This is a genomic window from Pseudomonas sp. Ost2 (assembly GCF_018326065.1).
Classification (GTDB): Bacteria; Pseudomonadota; Gammaproteobacteria; order Pseudomonadales; family Pseudomonadaceae; genus Aquipseudomonas; species Aquipseudomonas gingeri.
In genome coordinates this window covers 7293068-7310386 of the sequence record NZ_AP021904.1, presented here as the reverse complement: position 1 = coordinate 7310386, position 17319 = coordinate 7293068, and the positions used below count along the sequence as shown (strand labels likewise).

Annotated in this window: 19 protein-coding genes; 7 read left to right on the top strand and 12 right to left on the bottom strand. The window is 64.5% G+C overall.

Going from position 1 to position 17319, the window contains the following annotated elements; all coding sequences use genetic code 11:
* The first annotated feature begins 9 nt into the window (after positions 1-9).
* Positions 10-1194, top strand: coding sequence for a C17 cyclopropane fatty acid synthase CfaB (gene cfaB, locus KI243_RS32540; protein ID WP_177128122.1), 1185 nt, complete (start codon positions 10-12; stop codon positions 1192-1194).
* Positions 1195-1237: 43 nt separating this feature from the next.
* On the opposite strand, the gene cls is transcribed toward cfaB, so the two are convergent.
* Positions 1238-2677, bottom strand: coding sequence for a cardiolipin synthase (cls, locus tag KI243_RS32535; protein WP_177087315.1), 1440 nt, complete (start codon positions 2675-2677; stop codon positions 1238-1240).
* 128 nt (positions 2678-2805) lie between these two features.
* Between cls and KI243_RS32530 the strand changes: the two genes are divergently transcribed.
* Positions 2806-3321, top strand: coding sequence for a DUF3617 domain-containing protein (locus KI243_RS32530; protein ID WP_017129351.1), 516 nt, complete (start codon positions 2806-2808; stop codon positions 3319-3321).
* Between the two features lie 114 nt (positions 3322-3435).
* Here the strand turns inward: KI243_RS32530 and thrS are convergent, their stop codons facing one another.
* From thrS to folE2, 8 genes are read right to left on the bottom strand one after another with little or no spacing between them, the layout of a single operon-like run.
* On the bottom strand, positions 3436-5328 hold the full coding sequence (gene thrS / locus KI243_RS32525; RefSeq protein WP_017129352.1) for a threonine--tRNA ligase: 1893 nt from the start codon (positions 5326-5328) through the stop codon (positions 3436-3438).
* Positions 5329-5366: 38 nt separating this feature from the next.
* Entirely contained in the window at positions 5367-6704 is a 1338-nt protein-coding gene (locus KI243_RS32520; RefSeq protein WP_017129353.1) for a dihydroorotase, read from the bottom strand.
* Between the two features lie 2 nt (positions 6705-6706).
* A complete protein-coding gene (locus KI243_RS32515; protein ID WP_017129354.1) occupies positions 6707-7267 on the bottom strand; it encodes a carbonate dehydratase in 561 nt (186 codons plus the stop codon).
* Positions 7264-7698 (bottom strand): phosphoribosyl-AMP cyclohydrolase, encoded by a 435-nt coding sequence (gene hisI / locus KI243_RS32510; protein ID WP_103032611.1) that lies wholly within the window; start codon positions 7696-7698, stop codon positions 7264-7266. Before hisI ends, KI243_RS32515 begins: the two co-directional genes overlap by 4 nt.
* Complete coding sequence (locus KI243_RS32505; protein WP_017129356.1) at positions 7695-8582, bottom strand: metal ABC transporter substrate-binding protein; 888 nt, start codon at positions 8580-8582, stop codon at positions 7695-7697. The genes hisI and KI243_RS32505 overlap by 4 nt, the downstream gene beginning before the upstream one ends.
* A gap of 11 nt (positions 8583-8593) precedes the next feature.
* A complete protein-coding gene (locus KI243_RS32500; protein ID WP_042937065.1) occupies positions 8594-9460 on the bottom strand; it encodes a metal ABC transporter permease in 867 nt (288 codons plus the stop codon).
* Positions 9461-9462: 2 nt separating this feature from the next.
* On the bottom strand, positions 9463-10131 hold the full coding sequence (locus KI243_RS32495; RefSeq protein WP_017129358.1) for an ATP-binding cassette domain-containing protein: 669 nt from the start codon (positions 10129-10131) through the stop codon (positions 9463-9465).
* Positions 10128-11036 carry a GTP cyclohydrolase FolE2 gene (gene folE2 / locus KI243_RS32490; protein WP_212810303.1) on the bottom strand — a complete coding sequence of 303 codons (909 nt, stop codon included), beginning with the start codon at positions 11034-11036 and terminating at the stop codon, positions 10128-10130. The genes KI243_RS32495 and folE2 overlap by 4 nt, the downstream gene beginning before the upstream one ends.
* Before the next feature lie 131 nt (positions 11037-11167).
* Between folE2 and KI243_RS32485 the strand changes: the two genes are divergently transcribed.
* A complete protein-coding gene (locus tag KI243_RS32485) occupies positions 11168-12397 on the top strand; it encodes an N-acetylmuramoyl-L-alanine amidase (RefSeq protein ID WP_103032610.1) in 1230 nt (409 codons plus the stop codon).
* A 145-nt stretch (positions 12398-12542) separates the two neighbouring features.
* Here the strand turns inward: KI243_RS32485 and KI243_RS32480 are convergent, their stop codons facing one another.
* The gene (locus KI243_RS32480; protein WP_017129361.1) at positions 12543-12920 is read right to left on the bottom strand and encodes a hypothetical protein; all 378 of its coding nucleotides are present in this window, start codon (positions 12918-12920) and stop codon (positions 12543-12545) included.
* A 123-nt stretch (positions 12921-13043) separates the two neighbouring features.
* Here KI243_RS32480 and dksA point away from each other — a divergent pair, with 123 nt between their 5' ends.
* The 3 genes from dksA to KI243_RS32465 are packed head-to-tail and all read left to right on the top strand — an operon-like array spanning position 13044 to position 15337.
* A complete protein-coding gene (dksA, locus tag KI243_RS32475; RefSeq protein ID WP_017129362.1) occupies positions 13044-13448 on the top strand; it encodes an RNA polymerase-binding protein DksA in 405 nt (134 codons plus the stop codon).
* A 27-nt stretch (positions 13449-13475) separates the two neighbouring features.
* Entirely contained in the window at positions 13476-14687 is a 1212-nt protein-coding gene (gene zigA, locus KI243_RS32470) for a zinc metallochaperone GTPase ZigA (RefSeq protein WP_017129363.1), read from the top strand.
* On the top strand, positions 14687-15337 hold the full coding sequence (locus KI243_RS32465; protein WP_017129364.1) for a DUF1826 domain-containing protein: 651 nt from the start codon (positions 14687-14689) through the stop codon (positions 15335-15337). The genes zigA and KI243_RS32465 overlap by 1 nt, the downstream gene beginning before the upstream one ends.
* A 10-nt stretch (positions 15338-15347) precedes the next feature.
* On the opposite strand, the gene KI243_RS32460 is transcribed toward KI243_RS32465, so the two are convergent.
* A complete protein-coding gene (locus KI243_RS32460) occupies positions 15348-15704 on the bottom strand; it encodes a hypothetical protein (protein ID WP_042937067.1) in 357 nt (118 codons plus the stop codon).
* Positions 15705-15739: 35 nt separating this feature from the next.
* On the opposite strand from KI243_RS32460, the gene KI243_RS32455 reads away from it, so the two are divergent.
* Positions 15740-16717: a CobW-like GTP-binding protein gene (locus tag KI243_RS32455; protein ID WP_017129366.1), complete on the top strand. Its 978-nt coding sequence runs from the start codon at positions 15740-15742 to the stop codon at positions 16715-16717.
* A 167-nt stretch (positions 16718-16884) separates the two neighbouring features.
* Here KI243_RS32455 and KI243_RS32450 read toward each other — a convergent pair whose 3' ends face one another.
* Entirely contained in the window at positions 16885-17289 is a 405-nt protein-coding gene (locus KI243_RS32450) for a DUF3301 domain-containing protein (RefSeq protein WP_017129367.1), read from the bottom strand.
* Between the last annotated feature and the right edge of the window lie 30 nt (positions 17290-17319).

Sequence of the window (17319 nt, the reverse complement as noted above, 5' to 3'; positions counted from 1 at the left end):
GGATCACTCATGCTCGCGCAACTTCCACCGGCCTTACAGAATCTTCAGCTTCCGCTACGCCTGAGACTCTGGGACGGCCATGAATTCAATCTGGGGCCGGAACCCAGTGTCACCATCATCGTCAAGGACCCGCAGCTGGTTGCGCAATTCACGCACCCCACGCTGGACCTGCTGGGCAGCGCGTTCGTCGAGGGCAAGCTGGAGCTCGAAGGCTCGGTCAGCGAAGTGGTGCGGGTCTGTGACGAGTTGAGCCAGGCGTTGCTGGAGGATGAAGGGGACAGCCTTCCGGTGCGCCAGGCCCACGACAAGGAAACCGACGCGGCTTCCATTTCCTATCACTACGACCTGTCCAACGCGTTCTACCAGCTCTGGCTGGATCGCGAGATGGTCTATTCCTGCGCCTACTTCGAAACCGGGGACGCCACCCTCGAGGAAGCCCAGCAGGCCAAGTTCCGCCACCTGTGCCGCAAGCTGCGCCTGCAACCGGGCGAATACCTGCTGGATGTCGGCTGTGGCTGGGGCGGCCTGGCGCGTTTCGCGGCCCGTGAGTTCGGGGTCAAGGTGTTCGGCATCACCCTGAGCAAGGAGCAACTGGCCCTGGCGAAGGAGCGGGTGATCGCCGAAGGCCTGCAGGACAAGGTCGACCTGCAACTGCTCGATTACCGCGACCTGCCGCAGGACGGACGTTTCGACAAGGTGGTCAGTGTCGGCATGTTCGAACATGTCGGCCACGCCAACCTCAAGCAGTACAGCGATATCCTCTTCGGCGCGGTGCGCGAGGGCGGCCTGGTGATGAACCATGGCATTACCGCCAAGCACACCGACGGGCGTCCGGTCGGGCGCGGGGCCGGGGACTTCATCGATCGTTATGTGTTCCCCAATGGCGAACTGCCGCACCTGTCGATGATTTCGGCGTTTATCAGCGAGGCCGGCCTGGAAGTGGTCGATGTCGAAAGCCTGCGGTTGCACTACGCCAAGACCCTGAACTTCTGGAGCCAGCGCCTGGAAAACAACCTGGAGGCCGCCGCCCGGCAGGTTCCGGAAAAGGCCCTGCGAATCTGGCGGCTGTACCTGGCCGGTTGCGCCTACGCCTTCGAGAAAGGCTGGATCAACCTGCACCAGATCCTCGCAGTAAAACCCTTCGCCGATGGCAGCCATGACCTGCCCTGGACCCGCGAGGACCTGTACCGCTGACCGGGTGGCCTGTTCTGTCGGTCAACCCCGGCGCCACAAGCCACTAGAGGATCGGCGAGATCAACCGGGCGACCCGCATGCCGAGCTGTTGCAGGCGGTGGGTTTCCCGGCTGTCTTCGCGGGTCACCTCCCGGGCCAGGTCGAAGTCCTTCAAGAGCATGTTTTCCACCTCGCTGGCGAAGGCTTCGTCGACCGTCAGCAGCATCAATTCGAAATTCAGCCGGAACGAGCGGTTGTCCAGGTTGGCGCTGCCGATGGCGCTGATTTCGTTGTCCACCAGCACCACCTTCTGATGCAGGAACCCCGGGCCATAGCGGAACACCCGGACCCCGGCGCGCACCGCTTCGAAGGCATAGAGGCTGGAGGCGGCGTAGACGATCCGGTGATCCGGCCGCGAGGGCAGTAGCAGGCGAACGTCGACGCCGCGCAGTACGGCCAGGCGCAGGGCGGCGAACACGGCTTCGTCAGGGATGAAGTAGGGGCTGGTGATCCAGACCCGCTCCCGGGCGGCGTGGATCGCCTCGACGAAGAACAGCGAGCAGGTTTCGAAGGGATCGGCCGGCCCGCTGGCGAGCAGTTGGCAGAGCACGCCGTCATCCGGATAGGCATCCGGCAGGATCAGCGGCGGCAACTGTCGCGAAGCCCAGAACCAGTCCTCGGCGAACGACTCCTGCAGGCAGGCCACCACCGGACCGCTGACCTGCACATGGGTATCGCGCCAGGGTGACAGCGGCGGCCTGGAGCCGAGGTATTCATCACCGACGTTATGTCCGCCGACAAAGCCGGTCAGGCCATCGACCACCACCACCTTGCGGTGATTGCGGAAATTCACCTGGAACCGGTTGAGCCAGCCGCTGCGGGTGGCAAAGGCCTTCACCCGCACACCGCCCTCGCGCAGGACATCAGCGTAGCCGTGGGGCAGGGCATGGCTGCCGATGCCGTCATACAGCAGGTAGACCTCGACGCCTTCGGCGGCCTTTTCCAGCAGCAGGCTTTGCAGGCGACGCCCGAGCTTGTCGTCGTGGACGATGAAAAACTGCACCAGCACGGCATGTCGGGCCTGGCCGATGGCCTGGAAAATCGCCTCGAAGGTGGCTTCGCCATTGATCAGCAGGCGGACCTGGTTATTCGCCAGGCACGGCATGCGACCGAGCTTGGGCATTGCCCGCAGCGCGGCATAGGCCTGGGAGTTGCGGGCGGTGAGCGCTTCCTCGACCCAGGGGCGCCAGTTCAGGTCGGCGATGGCCTTGCGCATTTCCACGTTGGCCTGGCGCCGGGCCTTGATATAGGCGTCGAAGGTGCTGCGGCCGAAGACCAGGTAGGGAATCAGCGTCAGATAGGGAATGAAGATCAGCGACAGGGCCCAGGCAATCGAGCCCTGTGCGGTGCGCACGGTCAGCACGGCGTGGATTGCCGCGATGGTCCCGAGTGAATGAATCAGTGCGATCAGATAGCCGAAAACATGGGGGCCAAAATAATCCATAAGCTCCAGGTCCTGATTTCCCAATGCCTAACAGACCATGTTCCATCACGATTGTCGCTATTTAATTCATCACGCAACCCAAGCATCATTCTGACGTCTAAGCAGGACAATTCTCTAGGAGCAATACGATGAACCTTCGTCTGCCGGGTCTGGCCATCGCCTGTGCCTTCGTGATTCCCGTCGCCCAGGCGCAAGTGCTGCAGCCCGGTTTGTGGGAACTGACCTCAAGCAATGTGCAGGTCGAAAACCAGTCGCTGGATGTCGGCATGCTGCTCGGCGTGCTCAAGCAGAACACCACGCCGGAGCAGCGGGCGGCCCTGGAAAAGCAGGGTATCAATCTGGGCGGGCAGGGTGTCCGGATGTGCCTGACCCCACAGCAGGTGGCTTCCGACTCGATTCCGCTGACCGATCCGCAGTCCGGCTGCAGCCAGCAGATCACCGAGCGCAACGGCCCGAACTGGAAGTTCAGGTTCAGCTGTCCGAAGGCCCAGGGGGCGGGCACGGCGCACTTTGTCAGTGATCGCGAGTTCACCACCCAGGTCAGCGGCACCTTCAATGCCACGGGTGTCCAGCAGAACGGCAGCATGGACACCAAGGCCGTCTGGCTGGGGCAGGATTGCGGCGTGGTCAAGCCCCGTTCCTGATCGCCTTGCAGGCAGCAACGGGCCTTGTGGGAGGGGGCTTGCCCCCGAAGAGGGCCTTGAGGGCACTAAAAGCTTCGGGGGCGAGCCCCCTCCCACAGAAGTCCGGTGACAAGGTCACGAAGCCAGGAGTTGCAACGCCGCCTCGACGCCCATCGTCCCCAGGTCTTCGCCCTGCCGGCTGCGCACGCTGACCTGCTGCGCGGCCTTTTCCTTCTCACCCACCACCAGCAGGTACGGCACCTTCTGCAGGCTGTGCTCGCGGATCTTGTAGCCGACCTTCTCGTTGCGCAGGTCGGCGACGACGCGGACACCACGGCGCTTCAGCTCCTCGGCGACCTCCCGGGCATAGTCGGCCTGGCCCTCGCTGATATTCAGCACCACCGCCTGGCGGGGTGCCAGCCATAGCGGCAGGGCACCGCTGTAGTGCTCGATCAGGATCCCGATAAACCGTTCCAGCGAGCCGAACAGTGCCCGATGCAACATCACCGGTCGCTGGCGCTCGCCGTTTTCGCCGATGTAGCCGATGTCGAAACGCTCCGGCAGGTTGAGGTCCACCTGCAAGGTCCCGCACTGCCAGTCGCGGCCGATGGCATCGCGCAACACGAATTCCAGCTTCGGCCCATAGAAGGCGCCTTCGCCGGGATTGAGCCGGTACTCGATCCCCATCCGTCCCAGGGCGCCGATCAGCGCACCTTCCAGCTGGTCCCAGGTCTCGTCGCTGCCGATGCGATTGAGCGGGCGGGTCGACAGCTTCACCACGACATCCTCGAAGCCGAACTCGCGATAGATATCGAACACCAGGGCAATCGCCGTTTCGCATTCGGCCTGCATCTGCGCCGGGGTGCAGAAGATATGCGCGTCGTCCTGGGTGAAGTGGCGTACCCGCAGCAGCCCGTGCAAGGCCCCGGACGGTTCGTAGCGATGCACCTTGCCGAACTCGGCGATCCGCAACGGCAGGTCGCGGTAGCTCTTCAGGCCGTGGCCGAAGATCGACACCGCGCCGGGGCAGTTCATCGGCTTGAGGGCGAATACCCGCTCATCCTCGGTCGTGGTGGTGAACATGTGATCGCGGTAGTTCTGCCAGTGCCCGGAGGTTTCCCACAGGCCACGGTCCATGACATCCGGGGTATTCACTTCGACATAGCCGGCCTGTTCCTGGCGTTGGCGCATATAGCCGATCAGTTGCTGGAACAGGGTCCAGCCCTTGGCATGCCAGAACACCGAGCCCGGCGCGCAGTCGTCGAAGTGGAACAGGTCCAGTTGTGCGCCGAGCTTGCGGTGGTCGCGCTTGCCGGCCTCTTCCAGGCGGGTGAGGTAGGCCTTGAGGTCCGCAGGCCGGGCCCAGCAGGTGCCGTAGATCCGTTGCAGCGGTGCATTGTTCGCATCGCCGCGCCAGTAGGCGCCGGCCACCTTGGTCAGCTTGAACGCCTGGAGGATGCCGGTCGAAGGTACGTGGGGGCCACGGCACAGGTCCTCGAAATCGCCCTGGCGGTACAGCGACAGCGTTTCCCCTTCCGGTATCGCCCGGATCAGCTCGGCCTTGTAGTGCTCGCCCAGGGCTTCGAAGTACTCGATGGCTTCGGCGCGCGGCAAGGTGCGTCGGCGTATCGAATGATTGGTCGCGGCCAGGGCCTGCATCCGCGCTTCGATCAGTTCCAGGTCTTTGGGGGTGAAGGGCCGTTCGTAGGCGAAGTCATAGAAAAAGCCGTCTTCGATCACCGGGCCGATGGTCACCTGGGCCGAGGGATACAGTTGCTTGACCGCCATCGCCAGCAGGTGCGCGCAGGAGTGCCGGAGGATTTCCAGGCCTTCGTCGTCCCGTCCGGTGACGATACTCACGCGCGCATCCCGCTCGATCAGGGTGGCGCAATCCACCAGGTTGCCGTCGACCCGGCCGGCCACCGCCGCCTTGGCCAGGCCGAGGCCGATGCTGGCGGCCACTTCGAAGACCGAGAGCGGCTGGTCGTACTCGCGCTGCGAGCCGTCGGGGAGGGTGATGCGGATCATCGAGGGGTGTCCTTGGTCGATCAGGCGATAAAGGTGGATCAGCGAAGAAACTGCAGGGGCTGGCCCTGGCAGTTGTCATGGATCTGTCCGGCATGCCAGGCGATCTGCCCGGACACCACCGTGGTGCCGACGTGATGGCGAAAGCTGCGTTCGACAAACGGGGTCCAGCCGCACTGGTAGAGAATCGGTTCGTTACTGACCGCGCGGTTCACCGGCTGACGGTTCATCAGCACCAGGTCGGCCCAGTAGCCTTCGCGCAGGTAGCCGCGCTCGGGAATGGCGAACAGGTCGGCAACCCGGTGGCTGGTCTTTGCCACCAGGGTGGTCAGCGGCAGGACCTTGGCCGCCACCAGCTCCATCAGCGCCGGCAGCGCGTGCTGGACCAGCGGCAAGCCGGAAGGTGCTTCGCTGTAGGGCCGCTGTTTTTCTTCCCAGGTGTGCGGTGCGTGATCGCTGCCGATCACATCCAGGCGGTTGCTCAGCAGCGCTTCGCGCAAGGCGTCGCGATCCGACTGGTGCTTGATCGCCGGATTGCATTTGATCAGGTTGCCCAGGCGCGGGTAGTCGCGGTCATCGAACAGCAGGTGATGCAGGCAGACCTCGGCGGTGATGCGTTTTTCGCTCAGCGGCTTGTTTTCGAACAGTGCCAGTTCGCGCTCGCTGGTCAGGTGCAGGACATGCAGGCGGGTGCCATGTCGCCTGGCCAGCTCGACCGCCAGCGACGAGGAGCGATAACAGGCCTCGGCGTTGCGGATCAGCGGATGGGCGCCGGGCGGGATCATGTCGCCGAACAGTTCGCGCAGATTGTCCATGCGCTGGTCGATGGTCGGCGTGTGTTCGCAATGCGCCAGCAGGATGGTCGGGACCTCGGCGAACAGCCGTTCGAGCACCCGTGGGTCGTCCACCAGCATATTGCCCGTCGAGGCGCCCATGAACACCTTGACCCCGGCCACCTGCCGCGGATCGAGGGCCGCCACGGTGTCGAGGTTGTCGTTGCTGACACCGAAATGAAAGCCGTAGTTGGCCACCGAGTTGATCGCCGCCCGCCGCTTCTTGTCGGCCAGGGCTTCGAGGGTCAGGGTCGCCGGCCGGGTGTTGGGCATGTCCATGTAGCTGGTGATGCCGCCGGCCACTGCCGCCCGGGACTCGGTATGGAGGCTGCCCTTGTGCGGCGCGCCGGGGTCGCGGAAATGCACCTGGTCGTCGATCATTCCCGGCAGCAGCCAGTCGCCGGCCGCGTCGATTTCCCGGTCGGCGCTGGCATTGCTGATCTGTGGGGCAATATGTTCGATGCGGCCGTTGAGCACCCGGACATCGGCGTCGAACTCACGGCCCTCGTTCACCACGCGGGCATTGCGGATCAGCAGGCTGCTCATGTTCAGAACTCGTTTTGCAGGGCCTTGTAGCCCCGGACCAGATCGACGTTGGTGCGCGCCACATCCTCGGAAAACTCCGAGGCACTGACACTCACCGGAGGGAATTGCGACAGGTCGGTGCTTGGCCCGATGCGGGTGGTGGAGGGCACATAGAAACCAGGGGGCAGGTCGCGACCGTCGACCACCGAGTTGTGCCGCACCACGCTGCCGTCACCCACCGCGCAGTTGAACAGCACGCTGTTGAAACCGATGAAGACCCGGTTGCCGACCGTGCAGGGGCCGTGGACGATCGAACGGTGGGCGATGGAGGTGAACTCGCCGATGGTCACCGCCGCGCCGGACTTGGAGTGGATCACCACGCCGTCCTGGATATTCGAGTTGGCGCCGATGACGATGGGGTCCATCTCGCCGCGTTCATTCACTTCGTCGGCGCGGATCACCGCGTAGGGGCCGACAAAGACGTTCTCGCCGATCACCACTTTGCCGCAGATGATCGCGGTCTTGTCCACATAGGCGGACTCGGCGATGACCGGCAGGTCGCCGGAAGGGTTCTTGCGAATCATGCAGAGGTCTCCTCGGGGGCGCTGATGACTTCCACCGCACCACCACGAATCGCGTTGTAGAAACAGTTGGGGCGCCCGGTATGGCAGGCCGGGCCCTGTTGCTCGACCAGCAGCAGGATGGCGTCGCCGTCGCAATCGAGGCGGGCCTCCACCAGGCGCTGGCGATGTCCCGAGCTTTCGCCCTTGCGCCACAGCCGCTGGCGCGAGCGCGACCAGTAGCAGACCTGGCGTTGCTCGAGGGTTTCGGCCAGGGCCTGGCGATTCATCCAGGCGAGCATCAGCACTTCGCCGCTGTCGTGTTGCTGGGCGATGGCGGCGATCAGGCCGTCATCGTTCCACGGCAGTGCCTCGAGCACTGCCGCGAGGGGCCAGCGGCTGCCCGTCGCCGCGCTCTCCAGATCGAGCATCGACAGGGGCGGCCGCGCGGTCATTTGCTCAGCGCCGCGTGCAGGGTGTTCATGTTGTATTCGAACAATCCGGTAAAGGTGCTCGCCGGGCCTTCGGCCGCGAGGGCATCGGAGTACAGGGTGCCGCCGATCTGCGCGCCGCTCTCGTCAGCGATCTGCTTGAGCAGGCGGGCGTCCTTGATGTTCTCCATGAACACGGCCTTGACCTTGTCCTTGCGGATCTGCGTGATCAGCGTGGCGACTTCGGCGGCGGAGGGTTCACGCTCGGTGGACAGGCCCTGGGGAGCGAGGAACTGGATACCGTAGGCCTGGCCCAGGTAACCGAAGGCGTCATGGGAAGTGACGATGCGACGGTTGCCGGCCGGCAGGTTGCCGAGCTTGACCTTGGCTTCGGCCAGCAGGCGATAGATCTGCTTCAGGTAGGCCTGGCTGTTGCGGGTGTAGTCGTCCTTGTTCGCCGGGTCGACCTGGATCAGCGCCTTGGTGATGTTGTTCACGTACAGCTCGGCGTTCGCCAGGTTGTGCCAGGCGTGCGGATCGGGAATGGTCTCGCCGTCCTCTTCCATGGTGTGGGAAATCACACCCTTGCTGGCGGTGACCACGGTGGCCTTGGTTTCGGTGCTGGTCACCAGGCGGTCGAGCCAGGGTTCGAAGCCCAGGCCGTTCTTGACGATCAGCTTGGCCTTGAGCAGCGCCTTGGCGTCATCCGGGGTCGGCTCGTAGGTGTGGGCGTCCGCATCCGGGCCGACCATGCCGGTGACCTCGATATGATCACCGCCGATCTGCTGGGTGATATCTCGCAGGATACTGAAGCTGGCGACCACGGGAAGTTTGTCCGCCGCCTGGGCGCTGGACAGGTTCAATGACAAGGCCAGCATGGAGCTGAACAACACGAGTAAAGCGCGCATCGGGTGACACCTCATTGGGATGTAGGCAAGGGCGGTCGGCGCAGCAGACCGTGCACCGGACCGAAAACCACGGACAGCAGGTAAAAGCCGCCTGCCACCAGCACGATGGCCGGGCCGCTGGGCAGCGAGTAGTAGAACGACAGCAATAATCCGAGGGTGACCGAGACACAGCCGATCAGCGCGGCGATCGCCATCAGCACCGGCAGGCGCCGACTCCAGAAACGCGAGGCGATGGCCGGCAGCATCATCAGGCCGACCACCATCAGCGCACCGATGGCCTGGAAGCCGATCACCAGGTTGAGTACCACCAGGGTCAGGAACACCCCGTGGGCCAAGGGGCCGAGGCGGCTGACGGTCTGCAGGAACAGCGGGTCGAGGGTGTCCAGCAGCAGCGGCCGGTAGATCGCCGCCAGCAGCACCAGGCTGATGCTGCAGACCCAGAGCATGCCGGTCAGGGTCGGTCCATCCACCGCCAGCGCCGAGCCGAACAGCAGGTGCAGCAGGTCCAGGCGCTTGCCGGCGATGCCGAGGATCAGCACGCCGCTGGCCAGGGAGATCGGATAGATCGCCGCGAGGCTGGCGTCTTCGCGCAGGCCGGTGCGGCGGGTGATCCAGGCCGACAGGCCGGCCATGCCCATGCCCGCGCCGAGGCCGCCGAGGGTCAGGGCCGGCAGGCTCAGCCCGGCGATCCAGAAACCCAGGGCGGCGCCCGGCAGGATGCCGTGGGCCACCGCGTCACCGATCAGGCTCATGCGCCGCAGGATCAGGAACACCCCCAGCGGCGCGGTACTGCAGGCCAGCACCAGGCCACCGAGCAACGCCCGGCGCATGAAGACGAAATCCTGGAACGGCTGCCAGAGATGGTGGGCAAACATCAGCATCAGGCCACCCGCGTGATCGGCTGTTGCACGATCAGTTCGGTGCTCGGGGCCAGCACGCAGCCGCTGCTCTTGATTCGCAAGGCGTCGGGGATGTGGTGACGCACGGAGGCCAGGTCATGGCAGACCACCACCAGGGTGCGACCCGCCGCGTGCCAGGCATGGATATGTTTCCACAGCAGGGCATTGCCATCCTCGTCGAGCGCGGCATGGGGTTCGTCCAGCAGCAGGATCGGCGCTTCGGCCAGGCTCAGGCGGGCGAGCAGGGCGCGTTGCAATTCGCCACCGGACAAGGCCATCAACGGACGGTGCTCCAGGCCGCTCAGGCACCAGTCTTCCAGCACCGCCTCCAGGCGTTCGCTACGTTGCTGCGGCGTCAGCTTGATGCCCCAGAAGCCGGCCGCTACCAGCTCTTGCAGGCTGATGGGAAATTGCCGGTCGAGGTGCTGTTGCTGCGGCAGGAAAGACAGGTTGCCACGCCGTGGAACATCGAGGATGACCTTGCCCGCCAAGGGTTTTTGCAGCCCGGCGATCACCTTCAGCAGGCTGCTTTTGCCGGTGCCGTTGGCGCCGATCACGCCCGTCAGGCTGCCGGCGGCCAGTTCGAAATCCACCGCGGGCGTGAGGGGTTGGCCCGGTGCGCCCCAGCGCAGGCCTTGGCAGCGGATCATGACTGCCTCCAGTTCCAGCGGCTTTCGGCCACCGCGTCATGGGCGTGCAGGCTTTCGGCATGCACCACCCGCAATTGGAAACCCTGTACCGCTTCCGAGCGCTTGAGCGCCAGGTTGAGACGGCGTGCGGCGTCTTCGCAGAACATCAGGTTCTGGCCGTTGGCGAGGGCAAAGGCCTGCTCGTCCGCGCGTTTCACGGCGGTCTGCACGGCGGTGCCGAGGGCGGCCTCGACGTCGTCGATCAGGGCCTCGAAGGGAAACCGATACGTTTTTTCATCAAGATGAATTTGCAGGTGTGCAATGCTGCGCTGGCTATGCGGTGTAGCGACGATGCCCTGGGTACCGCCGAGCCAGCTGAGGATAGCGCTGTGCTCCAGAGGCTTGTTGGCGAAGTCGTTGGCGAAGTCGTTGGCGAATTGTTGCTGGATCAGTTGTCGGGCGAGGGCTGCCGAGCAGGGGCAGGTCGAGGAATAGGCCACGTCAATTTTTAGTTCCACGTGGAACATTCCGTTTTTCAGTTCGGCTAACACACTGACTGGATAGGTTTTCCAGCCGGCCAGCGGACTGACCAACGCCGGGCGCTTGAGCAACAGGTCGGTATGAATGCGCAGGTAGGCGTTGTGGGACAAGCCGTCGTGGCTGTCGAGGAACTGCTGCAGCACCTCACGGATCAGCGCGGGCGTCAGCTCCTGCTGTTCCAGGCGCTCCAGGGCCAGGTACAGGCGCGACATGTGGATGCCACGCGCTTCGCCGTCGTCGAGACTGACGCCGGCGTCGGCTTTCGCATTGAGACGGTGGCCGCCAATTGCGACCGGTAGAGCAATGCCGCACATGCCCACCCACTCAAGGGGCAAGGCTTGCCGGGATGACTGCGCGGCGATATCCGGCAGCGTCAACGCATTCATGAGCAGGTCCATCGTCGGAAATAAAATGACATGTTATATTATAACCATTCGGTCGACGATGCCTTTTTTGCTGGGGCTTTCACACAGCGATATCGAGTACGGACGCTCCCTTAATTTTTGGTTATCGGTTCATGCATAGACGTCAGTTGCTCAATTTCCTGTTGGCCGGTGCGGCCTTCATACCCCTGGGCCTGTCCGCGGCACAGATCCAGAATGCGCGCCTGTGGCGTACCGGCGACAAGCTGCGCCTGGTACTCGATCTCAGCGGCCCGGTGCAATACAAGACGTTTTCCCTGACCTCGCCCGAGCGGCTGATCATCGACCTGAGCGGGGCGAAGCTGACCGGCGATTTCAGCCAGCTGGCCTTGAAGAACACGGTGATCCGTTCGATCCGCTCCGGGCATTTCGGCCAGGGCGACACCCGGATCGTCCTGGACCTGGCGACGCCGATCCAGCTCAACAGCTTCCTGTTGCCGCCCCAGGACGGCCAGGGCCATCGGCTGGTGCTCGACCTGACCAGCAATGGCACCGCCGGCGTGGCCCCGCAGACCCTGGCGGCGGCTGCGGCTCCCCAGGTACGGCAGGAAACCGCGCCCGGCAAGCCGCATCCCAAGCGCGCCATCATGGTGGTGGTCGATCCGGGACATGGCGGCAAGGACCCGGGGGCCCTGGGCTCGAAGGGCCAGCGCGAGAAAGATGTGGTGCTGTCCATCGCCCAGCTGCTGGCCAAGCGCCTGAAGCGCGAGAAGGGCTTCGATGTGCGCCTGGTGCGCAACGACGACTTCTTCGTGCCGCTGCGCAAGCGCGTGGAGTTTTCCCGCAAGAACAACGCCGACATGTTTATCTCGGTGCATGCCGACGCCGCGCCACGCATCACCGCGTCGGGTGCCTCGGTGTATTGCCTGTCCGAAGGCGGCGCGACCTCGACCACCGCGCGGTTCATGGCCCAGCGCGAAAACGGCGCCGACCTGATCGGGGCCCAGAGCCTGCTCAACCTCAAGGACAAGGACCCGATGCTGGCCGGGGTGATCCTCGACATGTCGATGAACGCTACCATTGCCGCCAGCCTGCAACTGGGTCACACCGTTCTCGGCAGCCTGGAAGGCATCACCACCCTGCACCAGAAACGCGTGGAGCAGGCCGGCTTCGCGGTGCTGAAGTCGCCGGACGTGCCGTCGATCCTGGTGGAGACCGGCTTCATTTCCAACGTCCGCGACAGCGAACGCCTGGTCACCGCCCGGCACCAGCAGGCGATTGCCGATGGCCTGTTCCAGGGCCTGAAGACCTACTTCGAGAAGAACCCGCCACAGGACAGCTATATCGCCTGGCGGCAACAGCAGGTGCAGGAAGGGTTGGTATAGACCCGTCGCTGCGGGGTGTCTGGATAACCGCTACCCCTGTAGGAGCCGGCTTGCTGGCGATGAGGCCGGCCAGTCTTGCACCGACTGTTCGGCCGCCATCGCCGGCAAGCCGGCTCCTGCACGGGAGGGCGTCATTTCTCGAGGGCTAGCAGCCCACCATCCGATCGCAGACAAATTTCCTGCTCAAGCCGCCTGAGCTGGAAAACCGGTTCTGGGTGGTCCAGCCGACGCGCCGGCTGTAGCCCACCCAGGCTTCGCCATCCGAGGCGATGCCGGTAAAGAAGGTCAGTTGCCCGTAGCGGCTGCTGGTCTGCGCCCAGTAGCGCTTGCCGATCACTTCGAACCCCTGCAGGTAAATCGTCTTGCCCACCGTGGCGACGCCATAGGCGTTGCCGGCGGCGTCCTTGCATGCCAGCAGCGTGGCGCTGCGGGTGCAGTTGGTCAGCGGGCCGGGGATCTGCGCCGAGGCGCTGGCGGCAACCAGCAGCAGGCTCAGCAGCGAGCATTTCAGGACAGGGCGCATCGGCGTTCTCGTGGAAGGTATCGGCTCCAGCATTGCGCCCTTCGTCGTGGCGAGCAAGCGGGGATTGGCTAAATTGCATTGTTATAATATAACATTAAATAAATCCCCGACGCCTGACCTCCCATGACTGAACAAGAACTGCTCGCCCAGCCCGAGGCGGATTACATGAACGATGCGCAGCAAGGGTTCTTCCGCGAGCTGTTGCTGAGCCAGCGCCGTGAGCTGCAGGAGCGTATCAGCGGCGAGTTCGACGTCCTGCGCGAACACGAACCGAGCAGCGATCCGGCGGATATCGGCAGCGCCGAAGAGCAGCGGCAATGGCAACTGCGCCTGCTGGAGCGGGAGAAGAAGCTGCTGGACAAGATCGACCAGACCCTCGACAGCCTGGCCCGTGGCGAATACGGCTGGTGCCGCGAGACCGGCGAACCGATCGGTCTCAAGCGCCTGCTGCTGCGGCCCACCGCGAGCCTGTGCATCGAAGCCAAAGAACGTGAAGAGCTGCGCGAACGCCATAAACGGGCGCTTTGACCCGGCCGACCTGATGAGGAATCAACCATGACCCAACGTCTTCCCGTTACCGTGCTGTCCGGTTTTCTCGGCGCCGGTAAAAGTACCCTGCTCAACTATGTCCTGCGCAACCGCGAGAACCTGCGGGTGGCGGTGATCGTCAACGACATGAGCGAGATCAATATCGATGGCAGCGAGGTCCAGCGTGACGTCAGCCTCAACCGCTCCGAGGAAAAACTCGTCGAGATGAGCAACGGCTGCATCTGCTGCACCTTGCGCGAGGACCTGCTGGAAGAGGTCGGCAAGCTCGCCCGCGACGGCCGCTTCGATTACCTGCTGATCGAATCCACCGGTATCTCCGAGCCGCTGCCGGTGGCCGAGACCTTTACCTTTCGCGACGAAGAGGGCCAGAGCCTGGCCGATATCGCCCGGCTCGACACCATGGTCACGGTGGTCGACGGGATGAACTTCCTGCTCGACTACCAGGCCGCGGAAAGCCTGGCTTCCCGTGGCGAGACCCTCGGCGAGGAAGACGAGCGTTCGATCACCGACCTGCTGATCGAGCAGGTCGAGTTTGCCGATGTGATCCTGGTCAGCAAGATCGACCTGATCAGCAGCCAGGAGCGCGAAGAGCTGATCGCGATCCTCGAACGCCTGAACTCCCAGGCCGAAATCATCCCGATGGTGATGGGCGAAGTGCCGTTGGCGAAGATCCTCGACACCGGTCGTTTCGACTTCGAGCGCGCAGCCCAGGCCCCCGGCTGGTTGCAGGAGCTGCGCGGCGAACACGTGCCGGAAACCGAGGAATACGGCATCGCCTCCACCGCCTACCGCGCGCGGCGGCCGTTCCATCCCGAGCGTTTCTTCGACTTTATCAACCGGCCCTGGGTGAACGGCAAGCTGCTGCGCTCCAAGGGTTTCTTCTGGCTGGCGAGCAAATACCAGGAGGCGGGCAGCTGGTCCCAGGCCGGCGGGCTGATGCGGCATGGTTTCGCCGGACGCTGGTGGCGTTTCGTGCCGAAGCAGCACTGGCCGCAGGACGCCGAAAGCACGGCGGCGATCATGCAGAACTGGACCGCCGACACCGGCGATTGCCGTCAGGAGCTGGTGTTTATCGGGCAGAACATCGATTTCGCGCAGATGACCGCGCGCCTCGACACCTGCCTGCTGACCGATGACGAGATGGCCCTGGGGGTCGAAGGCTGGCAACGGTTGCGCGATCCGTTCGGGCCGTGGCACGACGAAGAGGCGGCCGCCTGATGCTGGCGCCGCGCTTGCAGGCGCAGCCATCGGTTCGCCAGGTCCGGGGCGAGACCCCCACCGTACTCGGCGAGATCTTCGAGGATGGCGTCAACCTGGCGGTCTGGCAGCGCCAGTTGCCCAGCCATATCGCCGATTTCGCCCACCTGCTGCTGTCCCTGGGCGAGCCGCTGGCGGAGTCCCTGATCCTGGAGATGGCCGATGACGACGCCATGCCGAATCTGCAGGGGCTGGCGTCGGGCTTCAGTGACCTGGAAGGCTACGAAGGTTTTCTGACCGACGTGTCCTGGCTGGTCAGTGCCTACGCCTGCCTGCTGGGGGCGCGTCGGATCGGCTTGCGCCTGCGGGTGCTGGACAAGGCCATGTGCCCGCGCTTTCACGTCGACCATGTGCCGGTCAGGTTGATCACCACCTACGCCGGGGTGGGCAGCGAATGGTTGGAGGAGGGCGCGATCGATCGCCGGCAGCTGGGCAATCCGGCGGCAGAGCCCACGGCGGCGGCGCTGATCCGCCAGGTGGACAGCGGTGCGGTGGCGTTGCTCAAGGGGGAGCGCTGGCATGGCAACGAAGGCTTTGGCCTGGTGCACCGCTCGCCGCAGGTGGCCGAAGGCGGGCGCCGTCTGATCCTGACCCTGGATTGGCTGGCCTGAGTCGCGGCCGCTATGGCGTTTGCCACTGTCCGCCGCTCTGGCCTTCACAGAACGGCCTGAGGTACGCCGCGTCCGTCGCCACGCCGTAATAGTGAATATTCTGGCGGTAAGGCATATTGGCTACCTGGGCGTTGCGGCAGACGCCAAACGAGCCGCCCGGACACTGTTCGACGTATTCGACCTCGACCTTCTGTCCCGGCAGGTTCGGCTGGCAGAAGCCATCGCTGAACAGCTTGGCCGGGATATTGAGGTTTTCCTGGCAGACTTTGACGTCGAGCCGTTCGCCATGGCTGCGGACTACGCAGGCTTGCGCCAGGACCTGGCTCGAACCCAGCGCCAGCAGCAGCCCCAGGCCAATCGACCGCATCATTCATTCACCCCTTCAAGCCTATCGGTCCACTTATGTTGCAGAACATTCCCACGCATGTCATCGCCGGTCCCCTCGGTGCCGGCAAGACCAGCCTGATTCGCCACCTGCTGGCGCAGAAACCCCAGGGCGAGCGGTGGGCGGTGCTGATCAACGAGTTCGGCCAGATCGGCCTCGATGCCGCGCTGCTGACCCGGGCCGACGATGGTATCGCACTGGGCGAGGTGGCTGGCGGTTGCGTGTGTTGCGTCAATGGCGCGCCCTTCCAGGTCGGACTCGGCCGGCTGTTGCGCAAGGCCCGGCCGGACCGACTGTTCATCGAACCCTCCGGCCTCGGTCATCCGGCACAGATTCTCCGGCAGTTGGGGGCGGCGCCCTGGCTCGGGGTCCTGAGCTTGCAGCCCTGTGTACTGGTGCTCGATGCGCGGGCGCTGGCGGCGGGAAAACCCTTGCCCGACTCGCAGCAGGAGGCCCTGGCGCTCGCCGGCCTGCTGCTGTTGAACAAGTCGCAGGGGCTGGACGAGGTTGAACGCGGGCGGGCCCTGGCACGCTTGCCGGAATGTCCGGTGCGCTGGACCGAGCAAGGGGTGTTGGAGCTGGGCGAGTTGTTGGCGCTGGCCGCGCCGCCAGCGGGCGGGGCGCATGAGCCGGGGACATTGCCGGCGGCCCCGGCGAACGTGGTGCTGCCGGCGATCTGGACCGATCCGACCCAGCCGATCTGCCTGGAGCATGTCCAGGAAGGCAACTGGAGCATCGGCTGGCGCTGGCATCCGAGCCAGCAACTGGACCCCGAGCGTGTCCGCCAGTGGTTGTCAGGCCTGGACTGGCTCAGGGCCAAGCTGGTTATCCACAGCCCCGCCGGGTGGGTTTCCAGCAACGCTGTGGATAACTCGTCGTGGCACTGGCAACCCAGTGAATGGCGGCGGGATTCGCGACTTGAGCTGATTTTCGCTGAAAAGCAGGAGATCGAACGGCTGAAGGCGGGAATGGCGGGTTGTCGTTTGCAGGGTTGATCAGGGTGAACGGGATATCGCTATCGCCAGCAAGCCGGCTCCCACAGGTCGGTGTTTCACCGCGGAGATATTGCCTTGACCGGCCCTGGTGGGAGCCGGCTTGCTGGCGATGATGGCAATAAGACCGGCAGCACAATCGCTGGCAAACCAGCGCTAACCCCGACGGTTCAGTGGTGCGACCGGCTGTGGTCCTTGGGGTGATCCTGGCGCCACTGGCTCAGTTCGATCACCTCGGCGCTGGGCAGGTCGGGCTTGGCGTCGAACGGGTAGGGCGGTAGCTCGATCTGCGCACTGTGGGCGCCGAACTGGGTAATGGTACCCACATGACGCTGGTCGCCGGTGACGGTGAATTCGAAGTTGTAGATCCTGGCCAGGCGCCGCCGGCCATTGGCGTCGCGGACGAAGCCGATACGCTTGAGGGCTACCGCGCCGTCGAGCAATTCCAGATCCAGTCGGGCGCAGTGCTGCTTGACCCGCTCCAGGGCCCGTTCGCGCAGGCCGTGGTTGTGCCAGAGCCAGGCTGCGCCGGTCGCCAGCAACATCAGCACGAACATATTTCCCAGGGTCAGCATGAACGCCACTCCAACAAGTTGAGAGCAGCT